The sequence below is a fragment of the Aquimarina pacifica genome (assembly GCF_000520955.1).
Classification (GTDB): domain Bacteria; phylum Bacteroidota; class Bacteroidia; order Flavobacteriales; family Flavobacteriaceae; genus Aquimarina; species Aquimarina pacifica.
In genome coordinates this window covers 1-22949 of sequence record NZ_JACC01000053.1, presented here as the reverse complement: position 1 = coordinate 22949, position 22949 = coordinate 1, and the positions used below count along the sequence as shown (strand labels likewise).

The window sequence follows — 22949 nt, the reverse complement described above, 5'->3', positions numbered from 1 at the left end:
ATTACTACCTTTACGTTGAACAAAAAAGCACTGTACACTATGCCTATTACTATAATGGGGGATAAAGAATTTGAGTCAGTCCCTTCGATAAAGAGTAAAGCTCTTCGCATTAATCTAAACCAAAACATCTATGGTACTTTTGCAGAAATTGGTGCCGGTCAGGAAACTGTTAGAAATTTTTTTAGAGCGGGTGGAGCTTCTGGTACAATTGCAAAGGCAATGAGTGCTTATGATAAAGATTTTAGTGACGCTATTTATGGTATAGAAGATGACAAAAGGTACGTTACTGAGGCTAGACTAAAAAAAATGCTTAAACATGAAGTTCGTTTGATAGAGGAACGAATAATTCGTGAAAAGCATCCTAATAAGCTATTCTTTAGTTATGCTAATACTGTGGCAACTATTGATTTTGCCAAAAAATATAAAGGACATGGGTGGGTCGGTATTCGTTACCAAACAGTACCAAATGAAGAGTATAATGAGATTTCGCTTCATATTCGATTTCATGAAAATGATGCCAAATTACAACAAATGACCTTGGGTGTATTAGGAGTCAACCTTATATATGGGGCATATTATAAATATGATAATCCAAAAAAACTTTTACGATATCTATATGACCATTTGGATAAAGATCAAATAGAAATAGATACTATTAACTTCTCAGGACCAAGGTTTACCAAAGTCGACAACCGACTAATGAGTCTTCAATTAGTTAAGAACGGTATGACAGATGCTGTAATGTTTGGCCCTGATGGTAATAATATATTACCAGCTGCAATATTATACAAGAAAAATATATTAGCACTTAGAGGTAGCTTTAGACCTGTTACCAAAGTGAATATGGATATTTACAAAAAATCACTCAATATGTTTTTGAGTGAAAACAAAGTAAATAAGAATAAAACTGTGGTAATTTTTGAAATTACATTATCTAACTTAAGAGCAGAAGGAGAAATTGATGAAGCCGATTTTATGGCTAGGGCAAGGTTATTATGCTCCCTTGGTCAAACCGTTATGATTTCTAACTATAAGGAGTACTACCGAGTTGTAGAATATTTCTCTAATTATACTAAGGAACGTATGGCCATGGCAATGGGAATTAACAACCTTATCGATGTATTTGATGAAAAGTATTATCGTCATTTGAGTGGAGGTATTCTAGAAGCATTCGGGAAACTTTTCTTTAAAGACCTAAAAGTATATCTGTATCCTCTAAAAAATCATACTACTGGTGAAATTACAACCAGCGACACATTAAAAGTTCACCCTAGAATGAAGGAACTCTATAAATTCTTCAAATACAACGGTAAACTTCAGGATATTAAGGATTATGATCCTACAATTATGGATATATTCTCTAGAGAAGTCCTCCAGAAAATTCAAGACGGAGATGATGGTTGGGAAAATCAATTACCAGAACTCATTCCCGAAATGATAAAAGAAAATAATTTCTTTGGGTATGGCCTCAAACAGCCTGCAAAATCAAAGTAAAATACATCTTTTATAAAAAAGCTATCAGTAGATTATACTGATAGCTTTTTTTATCACTTCTATTAAAGAATTTGAGCTGCATGATCTTTGGTTTTAACCTTTGAAATAACCTCAGATATCACTCCATCTTCATCAATAACAAATGTTGTACGATGAATCCCGTCATACTCTTTACCCATAAACTTCTTGGGACCCCATACTCCAAATGCCTCGATCACTTTTTTATCTTCATCTGCCAACAATGGATAAGGTAATTCATATTTATTTTTAAAATTTTGTTGTCTTTTTGTACTATCCGCACTTACACCAAGAATTGCATACCCTTGAGATTGAAAAGTTTCATAATTATCCCTCAGATTACATGCTTCTGCGGTGCACCCAGGAGTACTAGCCTTAGGATAGAAAAAAACCACAAGTTTCTTTCCTTTATATTGATCTAAAGTAATAGTGTTCCCATCCTGATCAATTGCCGAAAAATCTGGAGCCTTATCCCCAACACTTAGTATATTCATTATATTTAATTATTTCTTGTTTAAACTTATAATGTAAAAGTAGAACAAAAATTAGAAGTATATTTCTGTTTTATCAAAAATTTAATTGAGAATTAGTATTATTTAATATTTTAGCTCAAAATTGGATATAATGACAAAACAAGAAAAAATAGATTTCACTATCAAAACACTTCAGGAATTATATCCCACAATACCAATACCTTTAGATCATAAAGACCCTTACACACTATTGATAGCTGTTCTTATGAGTGCGCAAAGTACGGATGTACGTGTTAACCAAATCACCCCTCTTCTATTTGAAAAAGCAGATAATCCATATGATATGGTAAAATTATCGGTTGATGAAATAAGAGAAATTATTAAGCCTGTAGGTTTGAGTCCTATGAAAGCAAAAGGGATACACGGACTTTCTAAAATGATCATAGAGAAACACAATGGTACTGTACCCCAAAGCTTTGAAGCATTAGAAGAGTTTCCTGCTGTCGGACATAAAACAGCTAGTGTTGTTATGTCTCAAGCTTTTGGAGTTCCTGCATTTCCTGTAGACACTCATATCCATCGTCTAATGTATCGGTGGGGTTTTACTAATGGAAAGAATGTTACACAAACCGAAAAAGATGCAAAACGAATATTCCCTAAAGAACTCTGGAATGATCTGCATTTACAAATTATATGGTATGGCAGAGAATACTCACCAGCTAGAGGATGGGATCTTGATAAAGATATTATAACCAAGACCATCGGTAGAAAAACAGTAATTGATGATTATAAAAAAACAAAAAGACCTATTAAAAAATAGGTCTTTTTTGTTTTTCTAGATGTCGTTATTTAATTAAGAATCGTCTCAAATTTGAAGTTATTACACTCCATAACATTTAACGATTTAGAGTAACTCAAAAGAAAGTTAATCGTTCTTGAGCTAGGCCCTGATTGTTTTTCTTCTCTATTGGAAGAAGCAAAGTAGAATTTTTCCATATTATATAATCTTAAACTAAGGGTTATTTAAAATTATAACGGCAATAAAACTACTTTATTATAAAAATATGCTGTTATTAATTTGTTAAAACTATGTTATTCTTCTCTATAACTTTTCTAAGGTTGATTAAAGCATAGCGCATTCTTCCTAAAGCAGTATTAATACTAACACCTGTTTTATCAGATATCTCCTTGAAACTCATATCTCTATACATACGCATTACCAAAACTTCTTTTTGATCTTCTGGCAATTCTTCGATAAGGTTACGTAAATCCTCTTCTACTTGATCTTTAATCAATTTTCTTTCTGCGTTTAAATCTCCGTCACTGATAACAGAAAAAATACTAAATTCTCCATTGTCCTCGAATTTTGGCATACGATTCCCTTTTCTAAAATGGTCAATTACCAAATTATGAGCAATACGCATAACCCAAGGAAGAAACTTTCCTTCTTCATTATACTTTCCATTTTTTAATGTACGGATTACTTTAATAAAAGTATCCTGAAAAATATCTTCAGAAACATCTCTATCAAAAACTTTGGAGTAAACAAAACTATAAATACGTTGTTTGTGACGCTCGATTAGAATAGAAAGAGCTGATTCGTCACCATTAATGTAGTTGTTAACCAGAACTGCATCTGGCTGAGTGTAATTCTTCATACCTTGACTTTATTTAGTACCAACAAGCTTGGGGCTCGGGCTGTGTTAAACTTAAAAGTAAAGATATGCTATAGGCAGTTCTGTTTTAAAATTATTGTTTGAAGGTGCTAATATAGTAACAATCATTGAATAACAAGCAATTTTTGTTAATTATTTTAACTAAACTTTCGATCTGAATAAATAATTATACTTATTTGTAATCCCTATATTTGTCGTCTTACCGCGTATTTACTATGATTGCAGACATTTCATCCTTAGATCCAAAAAATAACATAATTATTAAAGGCGCTAAACTTCACAACCTGAAAGATTTAGACGTTATAATCCCTAGAAACAAACTTGTTGTAATTACGGGATTATCAGGATCAGGAAAATCAAGTTTGGCTTTTGATACGCTATATGCCGAGGGACAAAGAAGATATGTAGAAAGTCTTTCTTCATATGCTCGACAGTTTTTGGGACGGCTTAATAAGCCAAAAGTAGATTATATTAAGGGGATTGCTCCCGCGATTGCGATAGAACAAAAAGTAAATTCTACGAATCCACGATCTACAGTGGGTACTACCACCGAAATTTATGATTACCTAAAGCTACTTTTTGCGAGAATTGGTAGAACCTACTCCCCTGTTTCGGGACAAAGAGTAAAAAAAGACACGGTTACCGATGTTATTACGTACATCAAATCCTTTGAAGAAGGAACCAAATTATTATTATTAGCCCCTATATATGTAGAAGAGGGAAGAACACTTGAGGGTAAACTGAAGGTATTGCAGCAGCAAGGGTATGCAAGAATTAAAGTTAATAGTACAGTATACAGAATAGAAGAAGCCTCTGTCTCAGAAAAAGACGACATCTTTCTTGTTGTAGATCGTATTGTTAAAAAAAATGAAGAAGATTTTTATAACCGATTGGCGGATGCCGTAGATTCTGCTTTTTTTGAAGGCAAAGGTGTGTGCCATATAGAAACTTTAGCTGATAACAAACATAGGCAGTTTAGTAATACTTTTGAGTTAGATGGTATGACGTTCTTAGAACCCAATACCCATTTATTTAGCTTTAATAACCCATATGGAGCCTGCCCTGAGTGCGAAGGGTATGGTGATGTTATTGGGATAGATCAAGATTTAGTTATTCCTAATACAGCATTAAGTGTTTATGAAGGTGCTATTTTTCCTTGGCGTGGTGAGAGTATGAGTTGGTATAAAGATCAACTTGTCAACAGTGCTTACAAATTTGATTTCCCGATTCATAAACCCTATTTCGAATTATCAGACTCAGACAAAGAATTACTATGGTCAGGAAATGAATATTTTGAAGGTATTGATAGCTTTTTTGAAGAATTAGAATCCAAAGCATACAAAATTCAGAACCGTGTAATGTTATCGCGCTATCGCGGAAAAACAAAATGTACTACCTGTAAAGGAAAACGTTTAAGAAAAGACGCTTCTTATGTAAAAATAAATGGGACTACTTTAACAGAATTAGTAGAAAAACCCCTTAATGAATTGGTTGACTTCTTCAAAAACCTGCATCTAGAAGAACATGATGCGATCATTGCAAAACGTCTTCTTAAAGAAATTAATAGTAGATTATCTTTTTTACAAAATGTGGGGCTGGATTATCTAACGCTCAATCGCAAATCTAATACATTGTCGGGAGGAGAATCCCAACGTATTAACCTAGCCACCTCTTTGGGAAGTAGTCTTGTAGGGTCTATGTATATTCTTGATGAACCTAGTATTGGACTACACCCAAAAGATACCGAAAAACTTATTAAAGTATTACTATCCCTTAGAGATCTGGGCAATACCGTAATTGTTGTAGAACATGATGAGGATATTATGAAAGCTGCAGATGAAATTATTGATATCGGACCAGAAGCAGGAACATTTGGAGGAGAATTAGTTGCAAAAGGAACATTTGATGAAATCCTTAAAGCAAAATCGTTAACCGCCAAATACCTTAATAAGTCACTAAATATTGAAGTCCCGAAAAAAAGAAAAACCTCAAAATATTTTCTAGACATCATAGGAGCCCGAGAAAATAATCTTAAAAATATTGACCTAAAAATTCCATTAGGAATCTTTACTGCAATTACTGGTGTTTCTGGTAGCGGAAAAAGTACACTGGTTAAAAAAATCGTGTACCCCGCGGTCCTAAAAGAATTGGGAGGGTACGGAGAAAAAGCAGGTCAATTCACAGAACTCAAAGGCAATTACAGTAATATTAAACATGTAGAATTTATTGACCAAAACCCCATCGGAAGATCGTCAAGATCAAATCCCGTCACCTATATCAAAGCCTACGATGATATACGAAGTCTATTTGCTGCACAAAAATTATCTAATATCCGTAATTATAAAGCAAAACATTTCTCTTTTAATGTAGACGGAGGAAGATGTGAAACCTGTAAAGGAGAAGGAGAAGTTACAATTGAAATGCAATTTATGGCTGATGTTCATTTAGAATGCGAAACTTGTACTGGAAAACGATTTAAAAAAGATGTTCTCGAAGTAACGTTTCATGATAAAAACATTCATGATATTTTGGCCATGACCATAGACAACGCGATTGACTTTTTTTCTTCACATAATCAAACCAAAATTCACAAAAAACTTAAACCTTTACAAGATGTTGGGTTAGGATATGTGCAATTAGGTCAGAGCTCTTCTACCCTATCCGGTGGAGAAGCACAACGAATTAAACTAGCTTCTTTTTTGGTAAAAGGGAATACAAAAGACAAAGCCTTATTTATATTTGATGAACCGACTACAGGTCTTCATTTTCATGATATTCAGAAATTACTCGCTTCTTTTAATGAACTAATTGACAAAGGGCACTCTATTTTAGTTATTGAGCATAACCTAGACCTTGTTAAATGCGCTGATCATATAATTGATTTGGGATTAGAAGGAGGTAAAAATGGAGGGAATATTATTGCAGAAGGAACTCCTGAAGAAGTCGCAAAAATAAAGAAATCATATACAGGACAATATCTTAAGGAAAAACTATAATTAAGGGATCAAACCTTCTGGATACTGAATCAACAGAACTATTTTTATCTTACTGAAAAACAAATAAATACAAAAAATAATCATAATCTAATGTTTTTTGGCACGTCATTTGGTTTACTATCTATCAAATAGCGGAAGCCGAAAAGCTGATGAGTAGGCGTAAACCCAAACATTAAGGTTATGAGAAAACAATTACTTTTTATTACTGCAATACTAGTTCTAGGAACAACAGTAAGAGCAAATGAGTATCAGAAATTAAACCACCATCATGATAGGGTTACAAAACGTAATCAAAATATGCATCCCATTGTTTTTATAGAAGGTGGTATCAAATTTTTTATATCTCCAGAAGGAGCTATTGATTACAAAATCAAAAGCAAGAAAAACAGATCAAAACATGGATATTATTCTTATCAAAATTATAGATCTACGCCAGGAACATATGCCCATGTAAGATCAAATAACAATAGGTTCATTCAATATGATTACTATGGTAGAATCAAGAGAGTAGGAACCAATTATATTAGTTATGACCGATACAATAGAGTTCGAAGAGTCGGTAGCGTCATTGTACGATATAACAGAAAAGGGTTAGCACACCGAGTAGGAGGTCTATTCATATATTATAATAAACATAGAGAAATAAGATATACAGAAGGTGATATTCACTATACTTCTTTAGTGAATCACAAAATGGACAGACGTATAGAAAATGAACCTACGAATTACAGAAGAAGACATTAAAATTATTCTTTATAATTTATCGATAAATGTTGGTTAGTGTTAGAATCCCGTTACCTTATGCTTCAGGTAGCGGGATTTTTTTATTCCCTATACTCCACAGAATAAAATTAAATATCATTTTAAATTAATGCTGCCATTATTACAAAAACATACTGTATTAGAAAAAATATCTATACTCGATGTAGACGGTACAGAATAAAAAGCGATACAACAAAAATATTTTACGAATACTCTCGCTACATTGATAAAAACCTACTTTCTATATAAAGGAGTTTAGATTTGTTTTCCTTTTATCCTTATAAACAAAAATAATAGTACTAAAAACAAAAGAATACAAACAAAAAACCAATTGATTTTAAATGGTGTATCCATTATAATAGGGGTTGTATCACCCACTAAATAAAAAGTTCCCCAATAAAATGGTTCGATCTGATCAAAATCCGAAGTACGAATAAAATCAAGTTTGGCTTGTTGTAAAGCTATACTTTTATCCATACCATTAGCTAGATTCTTATAAAAACCTTCAAGAAGTTTTGGAGCACTACGATCTGTAACTTCCCATCCACTTAATATTAAACTTTTGGTTCCGGCATATTGAAAAGCTGTACCTAAACTCATAACTCCTTCTCCGTTAGCAATAACCCCTGAGCCTGTATTACATGCACTTAAAACAGCCAATTCTGCTGGAATGGTAAGAGCAAAAAGTTCATGACTATATAATAAATTATCTTCTATAGTATCATTCGTTTTTGTGAAATACAATCGTGAATTCTGCGGGTCTTTATGATCTACTTCTCCGTGTAACGCCAAATGTAAAATACTAAATTGACCAGCATTTTTCTTAAAATTAGCCTCTATGGCCGATTTGCCATAATAATACTTCCCATTAACAATCTCAGATATTGCCTTAATTTCTGTGCGCGTGCCAGGAAGATCCTCTCCCGTATCCCGAAGACGTTTCATACTTACTATAGATGAAGTTTCTGTTTTTGAAATATCAGAAAATGAAAATGCTAGACACTCATCTCGTATTGTTGAGAGGTCATGATTCTGGTAAGATGAATTAAAAAGTAAGTTAGCAGAATTACCATAAGAAATTGCGTATTCATTTAAGAGATAAGGTAAACCCCTTAAATCTTCATTTGTAGTTTTTTTTGTAAGTAAAAGCTCAAAATTAAGATGCCATAATGGCCCATCAGGAATAATAATAAGTTTGTTTCCTTTGAGTTGTTCTTCTATAGGATTAATAAGTTGATTATATAGAGTAACAGCAGGGGTAATATAAAGTGCTGTATTCTGTGATATAACAGCTTCTCTAAATTGTTTTATGTTCTCTACTAATTCTGATACCAACAGTTCTTTTACAACAAAATCATCCCTAGAAATAGCAAAAACATAGGAAATAGTGTCTGATGTAAAAAACTCTAATAATGTGGTATCATCATCAAGTTTGTTTTGAATTTCTGCAACCTTAGTAACACCTTTTTTATACTTGAGTTCATAGTACTCTGAATGTTGTTTTTCTAGAACTCTAAGAATAGAATCTTGTTTAAAATTCACTATAAACAACTCATTTTCTATATCTCGTATTTTAGTAATCGATACTGAATCTTTGGATTGTTCAGATACTATTTGTGATTGATAAAATGCCCGTTTTGATTTCAAATCTGTTTCTAGCTCCAATAATTCTTCTGATAATCCTGAAAAACTCTTAATATTTGTTTCTGCAAGTACCCCTTTTAAAATACTTGACTTACTTTTTTCTGCAAAATAAAAAGCTTCTTCAAGCTCCTTTTTCCTTTTTGTTTTATTAAACAATAGTATTTGAGCATCAACTGCATTTATATAGATATCCTTTGCATGTTTTGATAAGCTTACTTTATCCTCATAATTTCTAAAAGATTGACGAAAGTTTTGAAGCATTGCATCTGCTTTATGAGACAAAGCAATACTCTCCTTAAGATATTCTTGATTAAGGGTACTTAAATACATAGCTTTTAGTAACGAGGCTTTATATTTTAAAACAGCTAGGGCTAATTGTGAATTAAAGTGTTGAATTTCAACCATATTATCAACACTATTAACCTGTTTTACATTTACTTTCGTTGCCTTATCATAAAAAACAATTGCATTATCATACATTCTTTTTTTTGAGTAAACTTTAGCCTTTTTAAAATATAAATCGCCTACAATAGGGTGATCATTTTCATATTTTTTTTTCAAAATATCCTCTCCCTTTTGATAGTACTTTAGTGCATCATCATATTTTTTCAAATCAAAATATACATCAGCAATATGAGAATATACTCCCGAAATTTTATGACTTTCTTTATCAAATATATGTTCATAAACTTTTATGGCTTTTTTAAAATACTCTAGGGCTTCCTCATGTTTTTTAGTACTCAAATGAATTCCTATATTTTCATACAATTTGGCTATATTCAAATGATATTCTCCATATATTTTCTTATAGATATTTAAAGATTTATTGTAATATTCTAATTCTTTTTCAAAATCCCCCAAACCTCTATGAACTATACCCATATTTTGATATGTCCCTGCAATACTTGGATGATTTTCTTCATATTCATTCAACTGCATTGTTAATACATTCTTATAATACTCTAAGGCTTTATTAAATTTCCCAGTATTCGCAAAAATGACGCCTATATTTCCGTAAAGAGCGATCAAACCAAATTTAAAATCTTTCTCAATAAAGATGGGCAAAGCTTTTTCATAATTCATTAAAGCTTTATCATACTGCTTTAAATTATAATAACTCACCCCCATATTAAGATAACTATACCCTACATACAAGTGTCCTATCCCATTATTTTTGATGGTAATTAATAAGTCTTTTTTGTAATATTCTAGAGCTTTATCAAATTCACCCAATTCATCATATATAATTGCAACATTATTATAATTACCGCCTGTTTTTTTATGATCGGGACCCAAAACTTCTATATTAATGGCCAATGCCTTTTCGTAATTTTGTAATGCTTCCTGATACTTTGCTGTATGATAATAAACTGTAGCTATATTAGTATAAGATTCAGAAATAAGAGAATGATTATTCTCAAACAATTCTTTCTTTACACTTAATCCTTTTTGAAAATAAAATAAAGCATCTGAATAATTTGCAGTTTTTTGATAACAGACTCCTTTATTATCATAAGCATATGCTTCTTGCTCATTATTTTTGGTCAAATATGTGTCACTTATAGTTAAAACTTTTTTTACATAGGATAATGATTTAGTATAATTACCACTTTGCCAATAATTTTCAGAGATCTTATTATAACATTTTGCCAAATGCTCCCAGGCATGTACATTTTGATACATTAGAGCTGCTTTTTTAAAAAGAAGTACAGATTCACCATAATTATCTTCGATCAAAAGGGAATCTGCTTTTTTATATAATTGGGAGACCTTAGTTGTATCTTTTACAGCTTGGGAAAAACAAATTGTATCTATAAGAAATAGTAGAAGTAAACAGAAACATATTCTTGTTGTCATAATCTTAGTATGCATAATTCTTTAATCGAAATTTAGATAGATTTAATTCCTTATCAAGCAAACAAGTAACGAAACTTTTTCTAAAAAAGAACAATGATATTAAAACAAGAAATATTAGCATAATATAATTCACAGTAAGACTAAAAATTTATAAAAGATTATGTCTGGTCATAACAATTTAGTTTTGAATTTACTTGAATAATATTTTGTAGCAGAAGAGCAAACTGATTGATCTACAACAATCACTTCATATATTGAATTCAAACTTTTGATAGCACAAGAACTAGAAAAAACTATTCCTTATTTCATATTTCATATTCAATAATATGATGTGGTTCTAAAGCAAATGGCTCTAAAGCAAAACATTACATTAATAGACTTTCATTATCGCAAGTAACAAAAGTACTCAAAACAATATTGATACCTCCTCTTAAAATTAGGCTTCTCAGTCTTTAACAAAAATACCAACCCAGCAATTGAAAGACCTGTTATAAGAAACTTTTATTGATATTACCATTAATCATCATCATATCAATACGATAATAGTTTTCTTTCTCTCTACAAGGAAAACAACGATAAAATCTAGTATCCCAATAAAAGAAAACAATTCTACTCTTCTCTCAACCTAATATTTTTGTTATCTCGATTGGGCAGTATTAAGTTTTTCTTAGCTGATTGTATATCATTTATATCTAGATATATTAGTCCTTGATACCATCTTGCTACTTTGGCTATTTTTTTTGTTGATTTTTTGGTAAGAGGGGCTAACATTTCTAGCGCACTTTGAGCATCACCCAATTTATGTGTAGACAGGGCTCTTAATAAAACTGCATCTTCATATAAATCGGAAGACTCATCATAGTCCTTTAACAAGGCTAGTGATGCACTAAACTCTTTGCTTTTATATTTTCTATATGCTTTTACTAAGTTTTCTTTACTCTTCTCATCAGTATCCGCACTCCTTGTAGTGTAGTATCCAAGACCAATATCTTTGTTCCAGGATCTTTCTGTAATGGCTATCAAATTTTGGTTTTGCTTTTGAGTATTTATGTATTTCCAACCAAAAAACAGGATAACTAAACTTGCTGCCATTCCTGCAATCCACTTCCAATTTGGTAACATTTTTACCGACCTTTTGTCCGTATCTACATCTATCGTTTCTCGCCAATTTTTGACACGTTCTTTTTCAGAATCAGATTGATATACATTATTTACAACCGTTATACTTGCTTCGTATTTTTTAACTTTTTCTTTAAAAATAGTATCGGTATCCAGTCTTTTTTCTAGAGCTGTTAATTCGGCATCAGAAAGGTCTAGGTTAAAATACCGTTCTATAAGTATGTCATCTTTCTCCATGCTATTCATATCCTTTAGTTTGTTGGTTCTCTAACCATTCTAATACTTCATACACTTTTTTAATCAATCTTTTTTTACAATTATATTTAGCTTGTACCAAAGCCTGGTAATTTTGATATCCTAGCTCTTCCTGTAAATCCTTTAGTTTTTGCTCTGTATCAAATTCATTCTCTATTAACAACTTACACTTTGTAGTCATCGTATCAAGAGCCATCATTAATGCCGTATGCTTTAATGTTTTCTCATTTTCTAATGCCTCTAAATCTTCTTGTTCAGATAAATAGACAGCATCTGTCTTACTCTGATATTCAGCAAAACCTTCTTTGGTTATCCTACCACTGGATTCCTTTCTTTTTTGCATTAACCATGCATTTTTACACATCATATAGATATATCCTACACTATTATGAGGCAAAGGTTCTTGATTAATAACAAAACGTTCCCAAAATTTTTGCATTGATATGATAAAAACTTCCTTTGTATCTTCTTCAGATTTTGTTAGAGAAAGTAATCTTGGCTTTAATTTTTGATAAGTGTCATCCAAAAAAGTAGTGAAAGGTTGTTCATTTCCTTTTTGAGCACATACTACAATATAGTGTACATTGTTTACATCCACAGGCTTAGAAGTAGAAAAATGATGTTATTTTTAATATTAAATAAAACAATCTCGAAAATACCATAAAAGAAAATAAATTATACAACTCCTACATTTCTTATGAGTCTCAAAATTCACTTTTTTTGAAAGTAAGTATATTCGCAATATACTGCATCTTTAATTATTATTATAACTGTGCATATACTTAACTATTGTAATCCTTCTTATTTTTTAAATATATCATAAGATCAATAGGTTCAGAACTAAGAACCTATATGATCTTTTAGAAATATTATTTCTACTTGAGAAAAATAAATACATGATTCTTTCTAAAATGGTTGTTATGTTTTTTTAATACATCATTATTGAATTATACGCTCAAAAAAAGAAAATAGTTTTTGAGCCAATTCATTAATAACAATCATATAAACATGAAAAAGACACGTACGCTTATTTTAGGAACTCTTTTATTATTTGGGCTCATGCTATCTGCACAGAACACAACTAATTATGGCACAGAATCTGGCACTCAAGGATCTGGAAATAGCTTTTTTGGGTATAAATCTGGAAAAACAACAACGGCAAGCTACAATACCTTTACAGGTTTTGGTACTGGTCAATTAAATACAACAGGGGGCACTAATGCTTTTTTTGGATATTTGGCAGGAGCCTCTAATTCTACAGGTTATGCTAATACAAGTTTAGGGGCATATGCCGGACTACAAAACCAAACGGGAAGTGGGAATGTATTTATCGGGAATTCTGCTGGATATTCTGAAACGGGTAGTAATAAACTATATATCGAAAACACTGCAAATCCAACACCTCTCATATTTGGGGACTTTGCAACCGATAAAGTTGGTATAAATACTAAAATCATTCCGGACTATGCCTCTTTTGCAGTTACTGGTGGTGCGGATTTTAGTGGAAACCTAATTACCTCAGGTAAAATAGGAATTGGCACCACAAATCCTGACGGTGAATTAGATATCCAAAATGGAAATATGGTTATTGGTGGACCACATAAAGATTTCATCTTTCACACACAACACTGGACCGATACCTCTAGTCGTTTATTTATTGCTCCAAAAAATGATGGTGCATGGGATTGGAGTAAGAATTTAGTGTATCATGATAACGGAGACTTAGAAGTTAATGGAAAATTAAGAGCAAATTACGGTCTCTTTGATTCAAGTAGCGATAACGGTTGGATACCTGTTTCTATAGGTCGTGAATATGAGACTGACAGAAGAACTTTTGAATTCGTAGTTGCTCCAACTGATACCGGTTCTGGGTACACTGCCTTTGCAATAACAGATCGATCAGGAGTATTACGACATGATTTAGTCTCTAATAATACGGATACCTGGATTGATCTTGATAACCATAACAACAAACACTTTTTTAAGGTTGCCAGCGGTGATGATTATGCATATATCCACATGCCGTTACCAGAGTCAAGAATTGTTATCGGAGAGTATGGTGGTTATTTGGCTGATGAAGGATATCGCCTTGTTGTCAAAAATGGCCCAGCAATGATAGAAGATAATTTATTTGCCAGTGGTAGTGTAGGTATAGGTACAACGAATATAAATGGATATCAACTTGCCGTAAATGGAAATATTCGTGCCAAAGAAATTGTAGTAGAAACGGGTTGGGCGGATTATGTATTTAATGATGATTACGTATTGCCAACACTAAAGCAAGTTGAACAACACATAGAAAAAAATGGACACCTCATCAATATCCCATCGGCTGCAGAAGTCGAAGCAAACGGAATTTCTTTGGGTGAGATAAATGCGAAACTTCTTGAAAAAATTGAAGAACTCACACTATATACTATATCACAAGAGAAGAAAATACAATCTCTACAAAAAAATGACAACAAACTTCAAACATTAACAGAACAAAACAAGAGGCTCCAAGAGAGATTACTAACAATAGAGACTTTATTACAAAACAAAAAATAGAAAAATATGAATATCATAAAGAATATTTGGCTACTTCTTATGCTTTGTAATTTGGGGGCGTTTTTTGGCATTGCCCAAGATAATGAGGAGGAAAATTCCGAACCAAAGCTCCCTCAAATTATACCGCCCTCACCAGAGGTAGCCTCATTAGGAAAATATGTTGAAACTCCAGTAAATGAGTTTACTGGAATTCCTAAAATACAAATCCCAATATATGAGATTAATCAACATAGAATTAATCATTCGATTAATTTAAGCTATCACGCTCAAGGGGTTAAAGTAGAAGAGATAGCCTCTAGAGTAGGAATGGGATGGACATTAAATGTTGGAGGAATGATACATAGACAAAAAAGAAGTGCCCCAGATGAAATCCCTATTCATGGTTATTTAAGAACTACTGAAACAGTTGCTGACTTCTTAAATATAGATATAAATCATAGTAACCCTGGTTCAGATAATTCATTGCAAGCAAGTAATTTTCTTCAGTCTTTATTTCATAATGACAGTGCTCATGAGGTTGACTTTGAACCCGACCTATTTACATTTAGCTTTGGAGGATATTCCGGCAAATTTTTCTTTGACCAAGAAACTCAGCAAGCGGTATTTGAAGAAACGAGCCCATTAAAAGTTGAATGGATTGATTTTGAATATTTTAAAATCACTACACCAGATGGCCTTCAATACTATTTTGGTGAGAATAAAGCTAGAACTTCTTCCACAAAGCAAATTAAAGGAGGCCCAAATGATGTTTTGGACGTTTGGACTACGGGGATTTATGGTGGTTCAGCAGATGAAACATCTATTTCTGTAAATAATAACCATGAATATGTAGCCACTTGGTATCTCAAGGAAATTTATGATCCTATCAGTGATAAAAGTATCTCCTTTGACTATGAAGAGTATAATCTTGGAAGGTTAAAACAAAGATTGTCATCGTCGGTAGTTTTAGCAAGAAAACCTTACGGAACAGAAGTGAGCTATGAACACACACTTAGCGAACAATATTCCGAAGAATATGTACTAAATCAAATCAACTTTAGTAACGGAAGGATCGAGTTTATTAAGGATCCTGTTGAGCGTTTGGACTTGAGTGGTTCTCATAGACTTCAACAAATAAATATCTATTCGGATCATAAAATTGTTAAAAGTTTTGGCTTAAATCACGATATGATTCAAAGTACTAATAGTGGTAGCGGAAATGAAGACCTTTATAACTTTTACAGTGGCATAAATGACAGAACGTATCGATTATTCCTATCCAGTTTAAAAGAATATGGTGTAGATAAAGTAAATAACGCCATTCTTTATAACGAATACAAACAATATGATTTTGAGTATAGTAACCCTGATAGATTACCACATCGTTTTTCATCAGCTCAAGACTTTTGGGGGTTTCATAACAATGCGCATGGTAACAAAAACTTACTACCAAGAGACCTCAAATTATTCATGCAAGGACTTCAAGAGATAGGAGAAGCGGACCGCATGATTAATCAAGACCATTCAAAAGACGGTGTTTTGACAAAAATCACCTACCCTACTGGTGGTTATGCCGAATATATATATGAAAATAACCGCGCAAAGAAAGATGTGAATGCAAGATTATACTATGAGGGCTATTATGACCCCATATATTATGATTATGAAACCACGCAATATGACTTTGACCAGGGCAATGCAAGTGACTATTTTTCTAATAACGGACACCCGTACTATGCATCCTATTTTACTTTAGATGATTTTGCATCTTCCGGTCTTGGAGATAACCAACTTATAAGTTTTAATTATAATAACTATAATAATTATGATCAATATGATAGCTCACAAGAGGAACCTTATTGGGAGACATTTATTCAGAAGTATGATGAAAGTACCAATACATGGCCTAATTTTAGTAATCGCGAATATAACTTTAACGATTCTGGTAATAATGAGATAGCTTTAGGGTCTGGTCAATATAGAATAGTTATTAATTGGATAGGAGATGCTGGCACACACGGAACTTATAATTCTAATTATCATGGCCCAGACGATTGGAGAGTTAATTTTGATGTTTTATCTCAAACAGAGTTTAGTAATGAAAACTATATACTAGCAGGAGGACTACGAGTAAAGGAAATCATAACTAATGATTTGGCTGGGAATATCGACACCACTAAATATCTTTACAAATACGAAAACGATGATACCACGGGCAACTTAGTATCACTACCCTATCGTTTTTCTGGTTTCAACTTTTATTATTATCAAACGGTGATGTATTCACCCCATAACCAGGGTAGTTTCCCACAACATTATGAATACTACAGTGGTAAAAAGTATTCTTCAGACTCCAGTATTGCGTTAGCAACAACCCAGTCTAGTTATACAGGTTATGACAAAGTGATTAAGTTGAGAGGATTAGGCGAAGTTGGAAAAACTGAATATAATTTCTCCTTTGTAAGAAATTCATTGGACATGGATGTTTTACACAGTTATCCTTCTTCCCGTGTTGGAGGTGAATTAGCGTACGTAATCGCGCCGGTACCATTAGTGAATGAAGAATTACTACGTGGAAAATTATTATCAAAAATCGATTATAATCAGGCAGGTGATATTATACAAGAAGTAACGAACACTTATGAATTAACAACCCATGATAGTGTGGATGCAGTTAACATAGGCTTAGTGATTAGTGGTGATTACTTTCCCTGGACAGAATTAGTTGATTATTCTTTGAGCCTTCAATGGCCAAATTTTAACGTAGCATACGTTATCAATAAGTATCAGTTGTTCTCTCGCTCAAACCTACTAAAAGAGCAAACTGCAACGAGTTATGATACTAATGGTGGAAGTCCTTTTACCAATACAACAACATATGCTTACGATAATTCTATTTTTCCAAACTTACAAACAGGAAGTGCTACCACCAACAGTGTAGGTGAGATCATAGAAACTAAAACCTATTACCCAGATGATATTACAAGTACCACATCATTACAAGGGGGAGCTTTACAAAGCGCGGAGTACAACGCAATAGAACGTCTTAAGTACGATGGTGAAGAATTCAGAGTAGGACAACCTATTCAGCAAGAAACTTATATTGATGGAGTGCTGACCGCTGCAAATCGTACAAATTTTAGGACACAAAATAATACGACACTACCATTATCTGAAGAAACCAGTAAAGCAAATGCTAATTTAGAAGAACGTTTAGCCTATAAAGAATATGACGATTATGGCAATATACTAGAAGTTTTAAGGACTAACGGTTCCTCTACAATGTATGTTTGGGGCTATAACAATACCTTACCTATTGCTAAGTTAGAAAATGTGAGCTATGAAAATCTTAGCACAGCACAACTGTCTGCAATAGAAACTGTCAAGGTCAACGCAGATAACGATATTGATCTTCCTTCAGAGGATGCCTTAAGAATAGCTTTGGAAAGTTTAAGAACTGCATTTCCTATAGCTATGGTCTCCACATATACTTACGACCCGCTAATTGGTGCGACCAGTACCACAGATCCCAGAGGCTATACGCTATATTATGAATATGATGGTTTTAATCGATTACAGTTTGTGAAGGACCAGGATGGAAATATCATATCAGAAAACCAATACCATTATAAAAACAACTAATACTGTAATGAAAATGAAACAAATATTTTTAGGAATTGCTGTATTAGTAAGTACAGTACTCACCTCGCAGACCCAAAGAGAAGTTATTATCCAGGATAAAACCATTACCGAGACTAGTCCGGAAGCGGATAGAAATATTACTGCTACACAAAGAATTCAATTCTTACCTAACACTAGTATTCTCGAAGGATCCTCTTTTAGAGCACGTATTACAGAAGACGCATATTTGGAGCCTAGTTTTAGTACAGATGAGAACTATATCTTTACCCGAACCTATCAACGAGCCATGAGTTCAGCTACAGGTATTATCAATAATAGTGATGTAACCGAAAGCATTACCTATTTTGATGGCTTAGGAAGGGCGAAACAACAAATTAGGATCAAAGCGTCTCCACAAAAAAAAGATATCGTAACTCATATTGGTTATGATGAGTATGGAAGACAAGCTAAGACGTATTTGCCTTTTGAAAGACAAACAGGAACATTAGGAAGTTTTAATACAGTAAATGTAAATTCAGACATAAATACATATTATCAAAATAAGTATCCAGATGATTTCTCTGGGATGGCAATAGGCGAAATAAATGCATACTCAGAGCGTATTTTTGAAGCTTCTCCCCTTAATCGTATACTAGAACAAGGTGCTCCGGGAAAAGATTGGAAGGCCAATATAACTAATGAATCCGATCATACTTTAAAGTTTCAATTGTCAACCAATACAGATAATGAGGTAACTTATTTTAAAGTAGTATTTACAAATGATGATACGGAAAAGCCAACATTAGTCAAAGATAATTTTTATCCTGAAAATCAATTGTTTATTACAATTACCAAAGATGAAAACTGGATATCAATGGATAATGAAAATAATACTACCAAAGAGTACAAAAACAAATCAGGACAAGTAATCCTAAAACGAACATATGATCAAAATATAGCTCATGATACGTATTATGTATATGATGGTTTTAGGAATTTGACCTACGTTATTCCTCCTAAGGTAATTACTGATGATGGTGTGAGTTCTTTAGAACTTTCTGAATTATGTTATCAATATGTATATGATTATAGAAATCGATTGGTCGAAAAGAAAATTCCTGGAAAAGGGTGGGAATATGTAATATATAACAAACTCGATCAGCCTATAATGACCCAAGATGCCAACCAAGGAGCCAAAGATCCTAAAGAGTGGTTATTTACTAAATATGATGCTTTTGGAAGAGTGGCTTATACGGGGATGTATACAGACAATACAAATAAGACTAGATCTGAAATGCAAGAATATGCAAATAATTATGCTGGGGGCAAGCAATATGAGCTTAGACAGTCTACTCCAGCGACAATTGATGGAATGCCATTTTACTATAACAATCAATCCTTTCCTCCTTTAATACAAAATTGGCATACGATTAATTATTATGATGATTATGAAGTAGGTAATCTCGTTACGTTTAATCCAGCAAATGGATCAGGTACATGGGAAGGAATGACGGTTACAGCTAATGTCAAAGGATTACCTACAGTATCACAGGTAAGAGTTTTGAATACTGATCAGTGGATTACAACTGCGACCTACTACGACGATAAAGGTAGAGCTTGGGAATCCCATGTAAAGAATACATATTTGGATACTGAAGATTGGGTGTTGAACAAATTAGATTTTTCCGGAAAAGTATTAAAAACAAGGTCAATGCATACCAAAAGTGGAACAACAATTACCACTCAAGATATATTTACCTATGATCATATGAGAAGGTTACTAGACCAAACCCAAACCATCAATTCTCAGGCATCCGAAGTTATTGTGTCCAATATTTATGATGAATTAGGGAAATTAGCTTCTAAAGAAATTGGAGGAGGCTTACAACAGATCGATTACAGTTATAATGTACGAGGGTGGTTGACCCAAATTAATGATCCAACAATAGCTTTGGGAGATGATTTATTTGCTTTTGGGATTCATTATAATACCACTTCAGAGAACCTCGGTGCAGATGCCCTATATAATGGTAATATTAGTGAGACTATATGGAAAACAGCCAATGACAATACCAAAAGGGCCTATGGATATCAATATGATGCCTTAAATCGTATCACCGCCGGACTGGATAACACTGCCGATAAGCGATATAGTTTACAAAGTATTGCCTACGATAAAAATGGTAACATCAGCAGCTTGCTGAGAAAAGGACAAACCAATAGCAATGCCACAGCCTTTGGTACGATGGATAACCTGATGTATAGTTATGATAACGGTAATAAGCTATTAAGCGTAACCGATAACGGTAATGATTCTTACGGGTTTAACGATGGAAATTCGGGAAGCAATGACTACCGATATGACGATAACGGCAACATGATCATAGATCGTAATAAAGGGATCACAGGAATTACCTATAACCATTTAAATTTACCGACTACCATAAACTTTGTTGATGGGCCCGATGACGGTAGGTTTATACAATATGTCTATGACGCTAATGGAACAAAGCTAAAAAAACTTTCATATGATGCTGGAGATGAAATGACCATTGGGTACGCGGGTAATTATACATACAATACCAATGATGATGAGTTAATATTTATAAATCACTCTGAAGGCTATATAGAACCAGAAAATGATGGAACATTTACGTATATTTATCAATACAAAGACCATCTGGGTAATATTAGGCTAAGCTATGCCGATGATAACGATGATGGATCGGTGGCGATCTCTGAAATACGTGAAGAAAAAAACTATTATCCATTTGGACTTGAGCATAAAGGGTATAATAACACCATTACTGAAAGGGAACATAACTACCAGACTTATCAAGGACAAGAATTTACAGAAGATCTTGGTTTAAATTGGCACGAATGGAAATATCGTTTTAGTGACCCGACAACAGGCAGGTTTATAAGTATCGACCCTCTGGCAGAAGATTACAGATATAATGGAGTTTACAATTTTGCCGAAAACAGAGTTATTGATGGTAATGAACTGGAAGGTCTGGAATGGCAACCTGTTAATGCTGATGGAAATAAAGTAGGACCAAATTCGGATCAAATTGCTAATTATCAATGGGCGGGTTATGATTATAAAATAACACGCGGTGCAATAAGTACCAAAGGTAATGTAACAGAAGGAATTACTGGTTTTATAATGACACCAAAAGAAGGAACTGTTGCCGAAGGAGCAATTCAAGGTGCTAATAGTGCGGGAACCGAAGGAGCTACTTTTTTCTCTGTTGACAGCAATAAACTTCCGGTAAAAGAATTTTCAGCCTTATCGAGTAAGTCCTTAAGTTTTGAAGGTTCTATGGAAACTTTTCCAGATAATGCAAACAAAGAATGGGCTTCAGGGACATTAGAGATGACCTCTACATACGAAAATGGAAAAGAGCTAACAGATGAAACTTGGTCGGCTGTATCTGGTCCTTGGGGGAATGGTTCATTGGAAAATGGTAATTATACCTCAAACAATTTGAGAGATAACCGAACAGGTGCTTATTCAAATAACGGAGTTGGGTATACTTTTGATATCAATCCAACATTTACCACTGGTCGCACGGAGTTAAGGTTTCATCCCGATGGAGGAAACTATTTAGGTACTCAAGGGTGCATAGGATTGACTTGTGGAGCAACAGGTTTGATAAGTTTCAGAACTAGAATGAATAATTATTTAAGTACTAATACAAGTATCAATGTAAACGTTAACATTACAAACAATCCGAATAATAATGGATACTAAAATTAAATTTTTATTGATATATATTACAGCTATTTTTTTCTCTTGCAAAATAGAAAATAAAGAAAAAAATGGTTTTGACGATTTAAGTATAATCAATACAAAAGATACAACATTCATAAAGAGTATAGATTCTAAAATTAATCGTCCATCTAAGGATGATCAAAAAAAGAATCTTACTATTGAGACTTCAATAAATAAAATAAGTCTTTTGGATGGTGAAAGTCTTATAAAAGTAATTAAAAAACCCATTTTTATTGAAAATGGTAAAAGTGGGTTTCCAGAATTAATTATTGTTAATGCCGATAATACACAAAAACTTACTTTATTGTTCTATCCTGGTAATACTAAAAATCATGTGAGTTATTTTATTCTTGAACAAATAGATCAGTACATTCCCAAAGCAAATAATGTATTTAACATTTTGGACACTACGTTTAGAACCAATAATAATTTTATGCTTGGATTAAGTAAAGAAGTGGTAGAGAATAAATATATATCAAGAAACTTAAAACTTAAAGCAGATAACAAATCATTATCGTTTATTTTAGATGATCTCATGAATCCTTTTCTAAAAGAATATAATATGCCTATGTACTCTGCAAAGTATTTTTTTGGAGATGATAATATTATTAATAAGATTGAATTTGGTTTTGAATTCCCATAATTTAATTCATTACCTTCATAGTTATAAAGGCAAACTCGATTTTATAAATCAAACTTTTATAAGTGTGACGTCCTGAATAATCGTTACAAG

13 protein-coding genes are annotated in these 22949 nt (G+C 32.9%); 8 read left to right on the top strand and 5 right to left on the bottom strand.

All coding sequences use genetic code 11. The features are described from left to right. The first annotated feature begins 39 nt into the window (after positions 1-39). On the top strand, positions 40-1494 hold the full coding sequence (locus tag DZ60_RS0120095) for a hypothetical protein (protein WP_025743818.1): 1455 nt from the start codon (positions 40-42) through the stop codon (positions 1492-1494). Positions 1495-1556: 62 nt separating this feature from the next. On the opposite strand, the gene bcp is transcribed toward DZ60_RS0120095, so the two are convergent. Further along, entirely contained in the window at positions 1557-2006 is a 450-nt protein-coding gene (bcp, locus tag DZ60_RS0120090; protein WP_025743817.1) for a thioredoxin-dependent thiol peroxidase, read from the bottom strand. 130 nt (positions 2007-2136) lie between these two features. Between bcp and DZ60_RS0120085 the strand changes: the two genes are divergently transcribed. After that, complete coding sequence (locus DZ60_RS0120085; protein ID WP_025743816.1) at positions 2137-2805, top strand: endonuclease III domain-containing protein; 669 nt, start codon at positions 2137-2139, stop codon at positions 2803-2805. A gap of 253 nt (positions 2806-3058) precedes the next feature. Here the strand turns inward: DZ60_RS0120085 and DZ60_RS0120080 are convergent, their stop codons facing one another. Continuing rightward, a complete protein-coding gene (locus DZ60_RS0120080) occupies positions 3059-3643 on the bottom strand; it encodes an RNA polymerase sigma factor (RefSeq protein WP_025743815.1) in 585 nt (194 codons plus the stop codon). Between the two features lie 233 nt (positions 3644-3876). On the opposite strand from DZ60_RS0120080, the gene uvrA reads away from it, so the two are divergent. Beyond that, entirely contained in the window at positions 3877-6657 is a 2781-nt protein-coding gene (gene uvrA, locus DZ60_RS0120075) for an excinuclease ABC subunit UvrA (RefSeq protein ID WP_025743814.1), read from the top strand. Positions 6658-6837: 180 nt separating this feature from the next. Continuing rightward, positions 6838-7401 (top strand): hypothetical protein, encoded by a 564-nt coding sequence (locus tag DZ60_RS0120070; protein WP_025743813.1) that lies wholly within the window; start codon positions 6838-6840, stop codon positions 7399-7401. A gap of 273 nt (positions 7402-7674) precedes the next feature. Here DZ60_RS0120070 and DZ60_RS0120065 read toward each other — a convergent pair whose 3' ends face one another. The 3 genes from DZ60_RS0120065 to DZ60_RS0120055 all read right to left on the bottom strand — a co-directional run bounded on the left by DZ60_RS0120065 (position 7675) and on the right by DZ60_RS0120055 (position 12892). Then, positions 7675-10800, bottom strand: coding sequence for a CHAT domain-containing protein (locus DZ60_RS0120065; protein ID WP_161634446.1), 3126 nt, complete (start codon positions 10798-10800; stop codon positions 7675-7677). Positions 10801-11529: 729 nt separating this feature from the next. Further along, positions 11530-12285 (bottom strand): hypothetical protein, encoded by a 756-nt coding sequence (locus DZ60_RS0120060; RefSeq protein ID WP_025743811.1) that lies wholly within the window; start codon positions 12283-12285, stop codon positions 11530-11532. Beyond that, positions 12278-12892 carry an RNA polymerase sigma factor gene (locus tag DZ60_RS0120055; RefSeq protein WP_025743810.1) on the bottom strand — a complete coding sequence of 205 codons (615 nt, stop codon included), beginning with the start codon at positions 12890-12892 and terminating at the stop codon, positions 12278-12280. The genes DZ60_RS0120060 and DZ60_RS0120055 overlap by 8 nt, the downstream gene beginning before the upstream one ends. Positions 12893-13302: 410 nt before the next feature. Here DZ60_RS0120055 and DZ60_RS24525 point away from each other — a divergent pair, with 410 nt between their 5' ends. Genes DZ60_RS24525 through DZ60_RS0120035 form a run of 4 tightly spaced genes read left to right on the top strand, consistent with a single transcriptional unit; the run spans position 13303 to position 22859 of the window. Further along, positions 13303-14841 (top strand): hypothetical protein, encoded by a 1539-nt coding sequence (locus DZ60_RS24525; RefSeq protein ID WP_025743809.1) that lies wholly within the window; start codon positions 13303-13305, stop codon positions 14839-14841. A 6-nt stretch (positions 14842-14847) separates the two neighbouring features. Next, positions 14848-18462, top strand: a complete 3615-nt coding sequence (locus DZ60_RS0120045) for an RHS repeat domain-containing protein (RefSeq protein ID WP_025743808.1) — start codon at positions 14848-14850, stop codon at positions 18460-18462. Positions 18463-18475: 13 nt separating this feature from the next. Beyond that, on the top strand, positions 18476-22195 hold the full coding sequence (locus tag DZ60_RS0120040; protein WP_152537483.1) for a DUF6443 domain-containing protein: 3720 nt from the start codon (positions 18476-18478) through the stop codon (positions 22193-22195). Then, positions 22185-22859 (top strand): hypothetical protein, encoded by a 675-nt coding sequence (locus DZ60_RS0120035; RefSeq protein ID WP_025743806.1) that lies wholly within the window; start codon positions 22185-22187, stop codon positions 22857-22859. The genes DZ60_RS0120040 and DZ60_RS0120035 overlap by 11 nt, the downstream gene beginning before the upstream one ends. The last annotated feature ends 90 nt before the right edge of the window (positions 22860-22949 follow it).